The sequence below is a fragment of the Pseudidiomarina sediminum DSM 21906 genome (assembly GCF_000423165.1).
Classification (GTDB): Bacteria; Pseudomonadota; Gammaproteobacteria; order Enterobacterales; family Alteromonadaceae; genus Pseudidiomarina; species Pseudidiomarina sediminum.
In genome coordinates, this window is record NZ_KE383983.1 from 1 (window position 1) to 12,932 (window position 12,932).

Here is a 12,932-nt window from a genome sequence, read left to right on the forward strand (position 1 = left end):
GTTGCCTGCCTCAAGCGTGGAGCGCATTTTAGAGATTTAACTCGCCACGTCAAGCGCCATTTTCAAGTTTTTGCATGTTTTTTTGCTGACTGCTGGTTTGTTGTTCAAATCGAGCGATTTTTGTATTAACTCGCCTGTTATAAGGGTTTTTGCTAGTCTTTAAGGAGGTCACCAAGATCATAAAGATAACAATTTGAGAGGTAAAAGGTCATGAGCGGGGATATTCGAAGTTATCGTGGTATCGAACCTAATTTTGCAGCCGGTGTTTATGTTGACCGTTCAGCAGTTATTGTTGGCGATGTCACGGTCGGTGAACAAAGTAGTATTTGGCCGCTCGTTGCTGCACGTGGCGACGTTAACTTCATTCGTATTGGCGCGCGTACGAATGTACAAGATAACTGCGTACTTCATGTCAGCCGTAAAAGTGCAGGGCGGCCAGACGGGCATCCGCTTATTATTGGCGACGATGTAACCGTAGGGCACCACGTCATGTTACATGGCTGCACCCTAGGTTCCCGTATCCTGGTCGGCATGTCCGCAGTGATTATGGACGGCGCAGTGGTTGAAGACGATGTCATTATTGGTGCGGGCAGTTTAGTGCCGCCAGGAAAGCGATTGGCAAGCGGCTTTCTTTATGTGGGAAGTCCAGTCAAGCAAGCGCGCCCATTAACGGCTGAAGAAAAAGCTTTCTTACCTGTTTCGGCGAGCAACTACGTCATCTTAAAAGACGACTACCACACCGAAGTCACAGCCATAGACGATTAATGGAAGTCTCTGGAGCGGCGCGTCGTTAACTCAAGCTGTTGCAATAGCGGAGCGCCATCCTCTAACCGTCCAGCGATGACATGAATAACATCACCGTGAATTTCAACTTTCCCAGTCACCACCAGTAGCTGCGCAGTTAAATAGGTTGCACGCTGCGCCCGTGCTGTTTGCGCCCATACCACCACATTGATCCAACCGGTTTCATCTTCCAAGGTAATAAAGGTAACACCTCCAGCAGTTCCCGGCCGTTGCCGTCCAGTCACCAGCCCCGCCACACGCACCAGCTGTTGATGTCGACAGTGTCGTAATTCTACCGCTGTGCGCAGACCGCGCATGAGCCCTCGCTCACGTAACAACTGTAACGGGTGGCGCTTCACCGATGCTCGCAAACTACGATAATCGGCAGCGATATCACTCACTTCGTCGGGAGCGGGCAATTGCACCTTTGACGTTTGTCCCTCGCCATCAGCGAACAACGGTAGTTGCTCGCTTTTCAGCGCCAAGCTTTGCCACTGGCTTTGATAGCGATGGCCACTGAGTGTCCGTAATACATCCGCAGCAGCAAGACGTTGAATCAACGCCGGGGTGGCGCCTGCTTGCTGCAAGGCCAGAAGTGAAGTAAAGCCGGTTGCTGGGCGTTGTGCTAAAAGCTCTTGTATCTGCTGCTCAGCGATACCTCGAACGAAACGTAGTCCCAACCGAATACCATACCCACATTGTTGGGCGACAAGTTGGTGTTGCCAGGTACTGGTTTGGATATCCACAGGCAAAACGGTGACATGATGGCGACGGGCATCTTGCAATAATTGCTCTGCTGAATAAAACCCCATAGGTAAGCTATTTAATAGCGCGCAATAAAACGCGGCAGGGTAATGACACTTAAACCAAGCAGAGGCATAAGCTAAATTGGCAAAACTCGCCGAGTGTGACTCTGGAAAGCCGTATTCCCCGAAACCACAAATTTGTTGGTAGATGCGCCGCGCATACGCTTCACTATAGCCTCGCACTCGCATGCCTTCTATCAACCGCTGCTCAAACTGTTGTAATTTCCCCGTACTACGCCACGAGGCCATTGCTCGCCGCAGCTGATCAGCTTCGCCACCACTAAAGCCAGCAGCAACCATGGCGAGTTTAATCACTTGCTCCTGAAAGATAGGTATACCCAAAGTGCGTTCAGTAACCTGGCGTACCGCTTCGCTAGGATAGGTCACCGCTTCTTCACCCGCGCGCCGCCGTAAATAAGGATGCACCATATCACCTTGAATAGGGCCAGGCCGGACAATTGCGATCTGAACCACCAAGTCATAAAAGGTCGTAGGGCGTAAACGCGGCAACATACTCATTTGTGCGCGTGACTCAATTTGAAACACGCCTACAGAGTCTGCTTTATGTAACATGGCATAGACGTCGGCATCCTCAGTAGGAATCGAAGCAAGCGTCAATGGGCGTTGATAATACTGCGCAACAAGTTGCAGCATACGCTGTAACGCAGAGAGCATGCCAAGTGCAAGTACATCCACTTTGATCAGCTTTAACGTTTCAAGATCGTCTTTATCCCATTGGATCACTGTACGATCAGCCATACTCGCATGCTCAATAGGGACCAACTCAGACAGCTGCCCCGCAGCAATCACGAAACCACCGACATGTTGCGACAAGTGGCGCGGGTAACCCAACAACTGCTCCGTAAGTTGTAATAACCAGCGCCCCTGTTGCGTAGCAGCCAACCCCGGCTGCTGCGCCAGCAACTGCTGCTGCCAATCCAATTGCTGATCGCGACGATCGATATGCTGCAAATAATGGCCCAGCGTTTGCTCGTTAAAGCCAAGCGCTTTCCCCACATCGCGCAAGGCGCTGCGTAATCGATAACGAATCACCGTAGCGGCAAGTGCTGCGCGATGCCGACCATACTTCTTATAAATGTACTGAATGACTTCTTCACGACGTTGATGCTCAAAGTCGACATCAATATCTGGCGGCTCATCACGTTCTTTCGATAGAAAGCGTTCAAATAAAACATCAATTTGATCTGGGTTTACCGCAGTAATTTTTAGACAATAGCAGACCACCGAGTTCGCCGCAGAACCACGACCTTGGTAGAGAATCTTTTGCTGTTGGGCAAAGCACACCAAATCATAAATCGTCAGGAAGAAATATTCATATCCCAACTCAGCGATCAGCTTGAGCTCTTTCTCTAGCTTCTCCTGTACGTCACTGCGCAACCCATCAGGAAAACGTTCTTTGGCCCCTGCATAAGCCAACTCACGTAAATACATGCTGGCAGTCATTCCCGCGGGCACAAGCTCAGAGGGGTATTCATAGCTTAACTCGTGCAAGGTAAACTGGCATTGCGCCACGATGTTCTCAGCCTCTCGCAACCACGCTTGCGGGTAACAACGTTGCAACTGCTCTGAACTACGTAAGTAATGTTCTGCATTGGGCGGTAAGCTTGCACGCACTTGTGTCACAGTTTGACGCTGACGGATAGCGCTTAGCACATCGTATAAAGGTTGCCGCTGCGGCTCAGGGTAAAGCACTTCATCGACGGCAACAATAGGAAGCCCAGAGTCATGTTGATAGCTTTCATAATGACGATAGCGTGTTGCATCATCGGCATGAAAATGTCGTGCGTAAGCCAAATAAAGTCGCGTCGTCAGCGCTTGCTGGAGCAGGGCGGCATACTCTTTGAAGCTGCTTTCATCACAAGGACGCCAAAGCACAAAGCAATCGTCTAACGCCTGTTGGAAGTCCTCAGGGTTCACCTGATACTCGCCTTTCTTTGCTCGCCCACGCGCCCGACTAATGAGCTGACATAACTGGCCGTAGCCGTGCCGATTTTTTGCCAGAACAATCAGTGTACCCAGCTGCGGCACCCGAAAGAAGCTGCCAATAATCAGTTGTAAGTCTGCTGCTTGCTCCTTATGCGCTAAATAGGCGCGCACCACGCCAGCGACCGAACACTCATCGGTAATCGCTAACGCTTGATAGTTCAATGCGACGGCACGCTGTACATACTCGCTAGGATGCCCAGCTCCGCACAAAAAGCTATAGTTCGTCACACATTGCAAAGCAATAGGGCGCCAGTTGTGAACACGTTCAACTGAACCAACCATGCAAATACCATTGTTGCTGACTTTGAAACACCCATCCCTGCCGCTGCTGCGCATCCACGGCAATAAAGTAATCTCGTCCGACAGCTTCAGTATCCCACCAAGCGGTTTGAATACGTTCAGGGCCCCATTGGAGCTGCCAGTTATCGAGCGTTATCGGCTGTGCTTCGGGGAGCAACCATAAAGGTCGCACTAAATCTGCTGGAGCGGCTTCTGTGCTTAACTGAGGTTGCCACAATTGTGCAGCTTCAGGACGCCAATCGGCCTGCGCTTGGGCCTGGCGAATCGCTTGCTCCCCTAAACGCGATTGCAACTTGCCGAGCAAAGCTTGTAGGTCATGCTGAGCATATTTTTCGGTATGAGGTTCAGCAACCCAACTTTGATGTTGCGCCTCGCGAGCGCTGAACGTTTTCGCTTGGACGGCAATTTCTAACGCTGGGCTAGGGAGCTGATGACGCTCCAACTGCAGTTGCACCAGTTGTTGCATATCCCGTTGACGCCAGAGCGGCAGGGCGAAAGCGACTGTGACTTGAGTTTGGCTTTTATCACGGTGATAAGCACACAAGATAAGCTGCGTAACACTCCACTGCCGTGATTGTAAAAACGCTTCGAGTTGCTGCAACAAACGCCGCAAAGGGAAAAGAAGTTGCTGCCAAGAACTCACTTCAGTGAGCAGATCGAGACGCTCTGTAAAGGTTTCCGGCGGCTGATACCACTGTTGTGGCGGGCAAAGTTGTCCCTTAAGCTCAGCCAAATAAGCAAGGATGGCTCGCCCAAAGCGCGCCCCCAGCTCTGCTTCGGGGAGCTTCAGTAAAGCCCCAAGTGTTGCGATGCCTAACTCTTGCAGTCTTTGTTGGGACACTAAAGGCAATAGGCTTTGGGCAATGTTAATCTGCGCTAACCGCTGCTGTCGTTGTGACCGCGACGCGACAACACCACTTTGACCTGCTTGCGCAAAGACCCGTGCCATTAATGGGCTGTCACCAGCAGTTAAGACATAGCGCACCCCTAAGCGACGTAAGCGTTGATGCAAACGTTGCTCAAGCTCTAGATAATCACCATATAGTCGGCGTAATCCAGCAACTTCAAACAATAAGCCATTTGGCGGGTAAAGGGCTATTTGGGCAATATCTTGATGCAGCCACTGTGCCAACCGCTGTAATACAGTGGTTTCACGTGAAGGATCGTAATCACGACTCTGTAACGTCGGCGCCAAGGTTTGAGCTAACACTTCCGGCATACCTCTTTGAATGCCAGCAGCGATTGCCGCTGGATTCAGCTGCACCACCGTACGGCCACGCTGCCCTTCATTCTCGCAGAGTACCTGCGGCTGTCGTCGTTGCTCTTGCTGCTGCAGAGCCAATTGCTCATCAAGCAAGAGTGCTGGGGTCAACAAATACCACCAAAGCTTGTCTTGGCTCATGCGCTACGCTGCCGACGTGGGGGTAAGAAGGAGCTCACCGCACAAGGAAAAGCAGGCAATGGCCAACCTGCTCGGCGCTTCAGTATCGCAATCTGTAAGCTCTCATTTTGCCAATCTAATTGCAGCCGGTTCACATAGGCACGTGCTTCTGTGCTGGCCTGCCAAGCGGTCACAATAAAGACCAGCTGATCATGCTTTGCGGCAACCTGTTGCAGGCGACGTACCACAGCAGCCTCAGGCTTATTAAGCCAAGCAACCACGATCCCAAGGGTTTCACTTTTCAGCGCTTGCTCTATAGCCCACAACGCAAGCTTGGGATCTCGCTCTTGTAGCCATAAAGGCGCGCGCGCCAATTGCCGGTGCGCGAGTCCGGGCCAGTAGGGCATGGCGGGCGGGTTCACCCACAAGCAGGGCTTTTGTTGTGCCACTAAGGTCGGCATGAGCAACGCCAGCTCACCTTGAAAGTGGCACCGCACTTGTAACTCATGTACCGCGCCACGCAGCCAGCCACCGCCTAAACGACGATTGAGATCAGGCCAGCCGCTATCGATAAACTGTTCTGGTGCAAGTTGTTCGGTCGCCTCCCGACCTTGCCAAAGCCATCCTTTGTGCACCAACTCTTGTAAGGGATGTGCCATAACAGCCTCACTAAACACTGTATATATATACAGTATAAATTAGCCGTTTTTTCTTGTGCTGGCAAGCTTTGTTGTAAGGTTGAAAACGATGGCTTGAGAAAACCGCATCTCTTTACGTATGATGAATTAATATTTTGTTGGTTAGGAAAACCTCATGCTCACCTTATTGCTTGCGCCTTTTCGTGTTTTAATCAATTTCACTTTCGGGGCCGTTGCCACAGCGATCATCGGTCTATTGGTCATTCTGGTGGGCCTACCTAAACTTCTCATTCCGATTCCAGCAGTACAACGTGGGCTCTCAACCTGTGCGAATGCGCTCTTTCGCCTTTGGGGCTACGCCATGTCATGGATGTTCAAACTCACCCAGCCCATGCGCTGGCATATTCATGGCGATGCGCAATTACACCGCGACCGCTGGTACATGATCCTTTGCAACCATCGCAGTTGGGTCGACATTTTGGTGTTGATGCACCTTGCTTCACGTAACATGCCAATGCCGCGCTTTTTCCTGAAACAGCAATTGTTCTGGGTGCCAATTATTGGTCTCGGTTGCTGGACCTTAGATATGCCTTTTATGAAGCGCTACAGTCGTGAACAAATTGCCCGCAAACCGCACTTAAAAGGACGAGACATTGTCACCACGCAAAAGAAGTGTGCCAAGTTCAGACACATTCCCACGACCGTCATCAACTTTTGTGAGGGCACGCGTTTTACTCCAGAAAAACACCGTAAAAAGCACAGTCCCTATCAACACTTATTACCACCGAAAGCTGGTGGTACCGCGTTTACACTGCAAACTATGGGCAGCCAGTTTGATGCCATCTTAGATATCACTATTGTTTACCCAAACCAAAAAGGTGCAACGGTTTGGCAATTACTTAGCGGGCAGTTACGCGATGTTTACGTAAATGTAGAAACCTTGCCAATGCAAGAAGAGCTGATTGGTGATTACTTTAATGACGAGGTGTTTAAAGAAAACTTCCAGCGCTGGCTCAACCAACGCTGGACACATAAAGATGAAGTGATAACGAAGCTTACTTCTCTAGCAGATAACCCGCCGCAGCGATGAAGTCATCCATAAAGTTGTTGCTGTCACGGAAGCCCTGCGGCAACAACTTATACTTACCATTGATAATAAAGGTTGGGGTTGAGCTCACGCCATAGTTGGCAGCGTCGCGGTCCATTTTATTGGCCATGCCACGCACAGAGAAGCTGTTCACCATTTTCTCGAACTTATCTTTTTCAACACCACCGTGAATTTCAAAGACGGCAGCGAAATCTTCAGTGGAGCCGATCATGGCACGCTGCACAAAGTTACGATCAAAAATGGCTGCGGCAATTTCTTTCTCTTTGCCCAACTGCTGCGCCAGCGCCCATGCTTGGTTCATCATCATGCCTTGCTCTTTATAGTTAATAAAGGACACATGGGTTTTGGTAAAGGCGTCAGGGTACTGATTCGCCAAAGCGCCAGCAATCGGCTCATAACGGAAACAAGCGCCACAATAGAATGAGAAGAACTCACGAATTTCTGGTTGTTCTGTGGCTTGCTCAGCGATGACTTCGTAGTGCACGCCTTCCTTAAATTGCTGGGCCGCAACGGGAAACATCATCAATGCCAAAACGGCCAATAACAACTTCTTCATAGTTGATTCCTGTAGTGTTCTATTAACAGTTAAAATTGGGGCGTAGTTCAAGCGGAGCTTCTTGCAATGCTGCAAACTGCTCTTTCAGTACCAGCACTTGTTGCTCCCAGTAACGTTGCTCGGCAAACCAAGGAAACGCTCGCTGAAAAGCAGCATCTTGCCAACGCCGTGCCAACCATGCCATGTAATGTATGATGCGAAAACCGCGCAAGGGTTCAATCAAAACCGTCTCACGCTCATCAAACTCACAAAATTCCTCATAACCACTCACCAACGCATCAAGTTGTTGCCAGCGTTGTTGACGATCGTCGCCTGCCAGCATCATCCAGAGATCTTGAATCGCTGGACCTGTCATTGCATCGTCAAAATCAACAAAGGTGAGTAAGTCATCACGCAGCAGCATATTGCCAAGATGACAGTCACCATGCAAACGTTGTTGCGCAAATTTACTGAGGTCAACACTATACAACTGCTCAGCGAGCGGTTCGAGAATCGCCCAAAACGCTTGTTGCAGGTTGTCTGGAATTAACGGTGTGGCGCGCAAGGTGTCCAGCGAATCGGCGACGAAATCTTGCGCATTAAGCTGTTTTCGGTAGGTAAATTGGCCCTGCTGTGCGACTGCGTGCAAACGACCAATTTGTCGGCCAATACGCTCTAAGTGATCAAGGTCACCAGGTTCCACCGCACGCCCACCGACACTTGGAAAGACACTAAAACGGTAGCCTTCAAAGCGATGCAACGTTTGCGCATCGAGAACCAATGGTGCAACCGCAGGGATATCTTCCGCGAGTAACTCCGCGGTAAACGCATGTTCCTCGAGAATTTGTGCATCACTCCAACGCGCAGGGCGATAAAACTTCGCCACATAGCGACAACGATCGTCCGCCACAAATTGATAGACACGGTTTTCGTAACTATTCAGTGCTAATAAGCCAGACGCCGGGTCTACGCCAACGCTGGCTAGCGCGTTGGCAATCAAATCCGGCGTTAAGCCTGCAAAACTAAAATCCGTTGCAGCGTCAAGCGCCTTACTCATACAAGAAGCTCGTTTCTGTCACATGAACAACATCAGGGTCATTCACGTTCTGTACGACAAAGTTCACATCTTGTACGCGCTCAGTAACATCATCTGGATGTACAGATAAGGTCAATGGCACTGTCGCGATACCACCACCTTCAATCGTGATGGTGGTTTTACCGCTTAACTCGCTCCGTGCGAAGCCTTCCGAGGTAATGGTATAGGTTTCGGACAGCTGTGACTTGTTCAACACTTTTAAGGTGTAAACGTTTTGAATCCACCCATCCATATTGATGTTATACAGTTGGTTCCGGTCACGCAGTACATCTACGGCGAGCGGTTGACGGGTGGCAACGTCCCAAATAAACAGTGCGGTCATCACAATCATCACGACAAAATAACCCACCGCTTTAAAGCGTGCTTTACGGGTACGCCCGCCTTGCAAGTTGCGTTCAGTAGTAAAACGAATCAGACCACGAGCGTAGCCCATTTTGTCCATGACTTCGTTACACGCATCGATACACGCACCACAGTTAATGCACTCATATTGCAAGCCGTTACGAATATCGATGCCGGTTGGACACACCTGCACACACATGTTGCAGTCAATACAGTCACCGAGACCTTTCTCTTTTGGATCCACTTTCTTCGAGCGCGGTCCACGTGGTTCACCGCGGGCAGGAACGTATGAAACCGTCACGGTATCCTGATCAAACATGGCCGACTGGAAACGCGCATAGGGACACATGTGCGTACACATGATTTCACGCATCCATCCGGCATTCCCGTAGGTACAAAAGGTAAATAATAGGACGAAGAACACCGCCCAGAAACTCGCCCCAAAGGTGAAGAAATTAACAAAGAGGTCGCTAATGTCAGTGAAATAGCCAACAAAGGTGAGGGCGGTTAACAGTGAGACGATCAACCAAGACACATGTTTGCCGGTTTTACGCCACACTTTATCGAAGTCCCACGGCCGCTTATCAAGTGCGATACGTTTGTTGCGGGCACCTTCAAACTTCTTCTCAAACCACATGAAAATAAAGGTCCATGTCGTCTGTGGACACATAAAGCCACACCAGACGCGACCGTATAAGGTTGTCACAAAGAAAAGAGCAAAGGCGGCAACAATCGCTAGCCATGCCAAGATGGTTAAATCTTGTGGCCACAGCGTCATCCCAAAAATACGGAAACGTTGGTTGGCGATATCAAGCAGGACGGCTTGGTCACCGTTCCATTGCAACCAAGGAATAGCTGCGAATGCGAATAACAAGATGAAGCCAAAAATGCGGCGAAAGTACTCAAGGGTACCTTTCACGTCGCGCACATAAATGCGACTTCGTGGTGAATAGTCGTTATTACCTTTTTTCGGATCGGGACGCTGGATTTTTACCTTGTCCGCGGACATCACTTCAATCTTCTGCTCCATAACCGTACGCCACCCCTCAGCTATCTCCACATGATTTACGGGGATTATACGCCTATTTTTTGACAAATATCAGTGCGCTAGATCAAACAATTTGTGCACATTAGTTGCCAATATCCTTCATTGTCGCTAGCACTGCGTGCAACAACACATTGGCTCCCATTTCAACATCATGCCAATGAGACCATTCGTCCGGGGCATGACTCACGCCATTCACCGAAGGAATGAAAATAAGCCCAGCCTCGGTAAGTTCACTTAAGAACTGCGTGTCATGCCCTGCACCACTTGGCATCCGAGTATAACGGTAACCGAGTTGTTGCACTTGCTCTTCAATCAATTGCGTTAAGGGCTCCGAACATGGCGAGGGAGCTAACCAACTGGTTTGCTCATATTCGAACATTAAGCGATGTTTGCGGGCGATGGCCGACAGCGCCTTGCGACAGGCGCTCGCAACTTCTTGCATTACGCCTTCATCCATATCACGGCCAACGATAGTAAAGACTGCCTCACCGGGGACGGTATGTGGATAACCTGGCTTAAGTTCCACTTTACCCACAGTGATACGGGTCTTATCGGTGCCATTCTCAGCAATAATGCGTTCTATTTCGTGCGCAAAATCAGCCAGCCCCATAAACGCATCACTGCGCATGTCCATAGGTGCGGTGCCCGCATGATCAGCTTTACCTTTCAAATGTACAATCCATTTAAACACCCCAGAGATTCCTTCAACCACGCCAATTTGCAAGTTCTCTTGGAACAACACCGGGCCTTGTTCAATATGCAGTTCAAGGTACGCCTTTAACTGCTCAGGTTGCCAAGCCGCCTCAAGTGCAGCCATAACATCAAGCTCTTGTGCTGCCATGGCGTCTTTTAAATAAAGGTTATCGGCGTCATGCGCGGACATTAACCATTCCGGGTTGAGCTTGCCGGCGATCGCTTGCGCACCCAACATGCCGCCAAAGCGGCCTTCTTCTTCAGCCGTGGCAACGGCCCACAGAGGTGTTGCCAAATCGACGTTATGTTCATCTAGGGTTTGCATCACTTCCAACGCTGCCATCACCCCCAAGGCACCATCAAACATCCCCCCAGCAGGCACTGAGTCGATATGCGAGCCCATTAAGACCACATCTTTATCGCGCTTGCCGCGGCCGAAAAACACATTCCCAGCGCCATCCATAAAGGTCTCAAAGCCTGCCGCTTGCGCTTTATCTTGCAGCCAGCCACGCGCCTGCATATCAGCGTCACTGTAGCCCGGTCGATAGACACCACCGTCGGCCTCGTTATAACCAATTTTGGAGAGTTCAATCAGGTTGGATTTCAGACGTTCGCAGTTAACTTGCATGGGACTCCTTTGTTTAAAAAGAGGGTTTCACAAGCGTAGCTACTGTCGGGGGAATCATCAAATTCGTTATTCGTTATTCGTTATTCGTTATTCGTTATTCGTTATTCGTTATTCGTTAAGACAGCATTACCTCATCAAAAACCAATACAAGTAAAGAACATATTTTATTTTTTGGTTTTTGGTTTTTGGTTTTTCGAATAACGATTAACGAAGAGCGCAGCGTTCGAATCACAAAAAAAAAGCCCGGCGCGAAGCCGGGCAAACAAGGGTTACAACAACCAGATCTCAGGGAAGTTGGTGCGTAATCTAACGCACACTCATGACAAACATATGACAACTTTCGAAGCGTTTTGTTACGCGAGTCGACGGGCTGTCACCGCAGCGTTGAGTACCGCTGCCATTTTGATCGAGTTTTGAATCACTTGGGCTGAAATATCATGTTTCAACAAGACGCCAACGTGTGAATCAATACACATACCACAACCGTTTAGTGCAGAAACGGCAAGGGAGTACAACTCGAAATCTGCCTTCTCAACACCTGGGTTTGCCATACCATTCATGCGCAAACCAGCAGGCATTTTCGCAAACTGTTTATCGCTACTTAAATGCAAGAAACGATAGTAAATATTGTTCATCGCCATCAAAGTGGCGGCAAGTTTGGCGGCACCAAACACGTTGGCTTCAACCTTGTCTTCCGCTTCAGCTTCGACAGCGCTAATCAAGGCATCGTCTGCCAACGCATAAGCTAACGAAAGGGCGGTACCGTAAAACTGAACTGGGCTCATACCAGAGGTCTCAACATTACCGAAAAGGTTCGACAAGTTAAGTTTGGTGTCTTTGCCGTGGTCGCCCAAGCCTTGTTTGTAATCTGCAATGCTCATTGAAATTCCTCCGTTAAAAAAAGTGCCGCCGAAGCGGCACTCAAAGGGACATCATCAAATGTGGGGAAATGATGTCCCTTACAGGGTGTCTCCACCAACCGCGCGGTTACATGGGCACAACTCATCGGTTTGCAAACCATCAAGAATGCGCAGAATCTCAGTTGGATTACGGCCAACGTTCAAGTTGTTCACTGACACGTGTTGAATCACGTTGTGTGGGTCAACAATAAAGGTTGCACGTAATGCGACGTTTTCAGCTTTGTCACGTACGCCCAAACCGTCAATCAATGAACCATTGTCAGCAAACGAGTACTGCTGCAAACTTTTCAGATCTGGGTGTTCGCGGCGCCATGCCAGTTTCACAAATTCGTTGTCAGTGCTACCGCCTAAAACGATGGCATCACGGTCCGCAAATTCTTCGTTCAACTTGGCAAACTCAACAATTTCTGTTGGGCAAACAAAGGTGAAGTCTTTCGGATAAAAGAAAATCACTTTCCACTTACCAGCAAAGCTGTCGTTGGTGATGGTTTCAAACGCACTTTCGCCGTTCTCTTCTGGCATGTTGAAACCTGGTTTCGCAGCTACAACTGAAAATTCTGGTAATTTATCGCCAACTGTTAACATGATTAATGCTCCTTAAAGGGTTACTTAAAATTCGTTTGCGATGGCGGTGAAGGGCCTGCCAT

At 49.5% G+C, this 12,932-nt stretch carries 11 protein-coding genes; 2 read left to right on the forward strand and 9 right to left on the reverse strand.

Annotated features, from left to right (window positions below; all coding sequences use genetic code 11):
• The first annotated feature begins 210 nt into the window (after positions 1-210).
• Positions 211-765, forward strand: a complete 555-nt coding sequence (locus G535_RS0105295; RefSeq protein ID WP_026861107.1) for a gamma carbonic anhydrase family protein — start codon at positions 211-213, stop codon at positions 763-765.
• On the opposite strand, the gene G535_RS0105300 is transcribed toward G535_RS0105295, so the two are convergent.
• Genes G535_RS0105300 through G535_RS0105310 form a run of 3 tightly spaced genes read right to left on the reverse strand, consistent with a single transcriptional unit; the run spans position 762 to position 5,936 of the window.
• Positions 762-3,878 carry an error-prone DNA polymerase gene (locus G535_RS0105300; protein ID WP_026861108.1) on the reverse strand — a complete coding sequence of 1,039 codons (3,117 nt, stop codon included), beginning with the start codon at positions 3,876-3,878 and terminating at the stop codon, positions 762-764. The two genes, G535_RS0105295 and G535_RS0105300, sit on opposite strands and share 4 nt — an antisense overlap.
• Entirely contained in the window at positions 3,862-5,298 is a 1,437-nt protein-coding gene (locus tag G535_RS0105305) for a Y-family DNA polymerase (RefSeq protein WP_026861109.1), read from the reverse strand. Before G535_RS0105305 ends, G535_RS0105300 begins: the two co-directional genes overlap by 17 nt.
• Positions 5,295-5,936, reverse strand: coding sequence for a hypothetical protein (locus tag G535_RS0105310; protein ID WP_026861110.1), 642 nt, complete (start codon positions 5,934-5,936; stop codon positions 5,295-5,297). Before G535_RS0105310 ends, G535_RS0105305 begins: the two co-directional genes overlap by 4 nt.
• 154 nt (positions 5,937-6,090) lie before the next feature.
• Between G535_RS0105310 and G535_RS0105315 the strand changes: the two genes are divergently transcribed.
• The gene (locus tag G535_RS0105315; protein ID WP_026861111.1) at positions 6,091-7,005 is read left to right on the forward strand and encodes an acyltransferase; all 915 of its coding nucleotides are present in this window, start codon (positions 6,091-6,093) and stop codon (positions 7,003-7,005) included.
• On the opposite strand, the gene G535_RS0105320 is transcribed toward G535_RS0105315, so the two are convergent.
• The 6 genes from G535_RS0105320 to G535_RS0105345 form a co-directional block, all read right to left on the reverse strand.
• Positions 6,971-7,579 (reverse strand): thiol:disulfide interchange protein DsbA/DsbL, encoded by a 609-nt coding sequence (locus tag G535_RS0105320; protein ID WP_026861112.1) that lies wholly within the window; start codon positions 7,577-7,579, stop codon positions 6,971-6,973. The two genes, G535_RS0105315 and G535_RS0105320, sit on opposite strands and share 35 nt — an antisense overlap.
• A 22-nt stretch (positions 7,580-7,601) precedes the next feature.
• Positions 7,602-8,615 carry a serine/threonine protein kinase gene (locus G535_RS0105325; RefSeq protein WP_026861113.1) on the reverse strand — a complete coding sequence of 338 codons (1,014 nt, stop codon included), beginning with the start codon at positions 8,613-8,615 and terminating at the stop codon, positions 7,602-7,604.
• On the reverse strand, positions 8,608-10,026 hold the full coding sequence (ccoG, locus tag G535_RS0105330) for a cytochrome c oxidase accessory protein CcoG (protein WP_026861114.1): 1,419 nt from the start codon (positions 10,024-10,026) through the stop codon (positions 8,608-8,610). Before ccoG ends, G535_RS0105325 begins: the two co-directional genes overlap by 8 nt.
• Before the next feature lie 100 nt (positions 10,027-10,126).
• Positions 10,127-11,365 carry a Zn-dependent hydrolase gene (locus G535_RS0105335; protein ID WP_026861115.1) on the reverse strand — a complete coding sequence of 413 codons (1,239 nt, stop codon included), beginning with the start codon at positions 11,363-11,365 and terminating at the stop codon, positions 10,127-10,129.
• A 353-nt stretch (positions 11,366-11,718) separates the two neighbouring features.
• On the reverse strand, positions 11,719-12,246 hold the full coding sequence (locus G535_RS0105340; RefSeq protein ID WP_026861116.1) for a carboxymuconolactone decarboxylase family protein: 528 nt from the start codon (positions 12,244-12,246) through the stop codon (positions 11,719-11,721).
• A gap of 78 nt (positions 12,247-12,324) precedes the next feature.
• Positions 12,325-12,870, reverse strand: a complete 546-nt coding sequence (locus G535_RS0105345) for a peroxiredoxin (protein ID WP_026861117.1) — start codon at positions 12,868-12,870, stop codon at positions 12,325-12,327.
• Between the last annotated feature and the right edge of the window lie 62 nt (positions 12,871-12,932).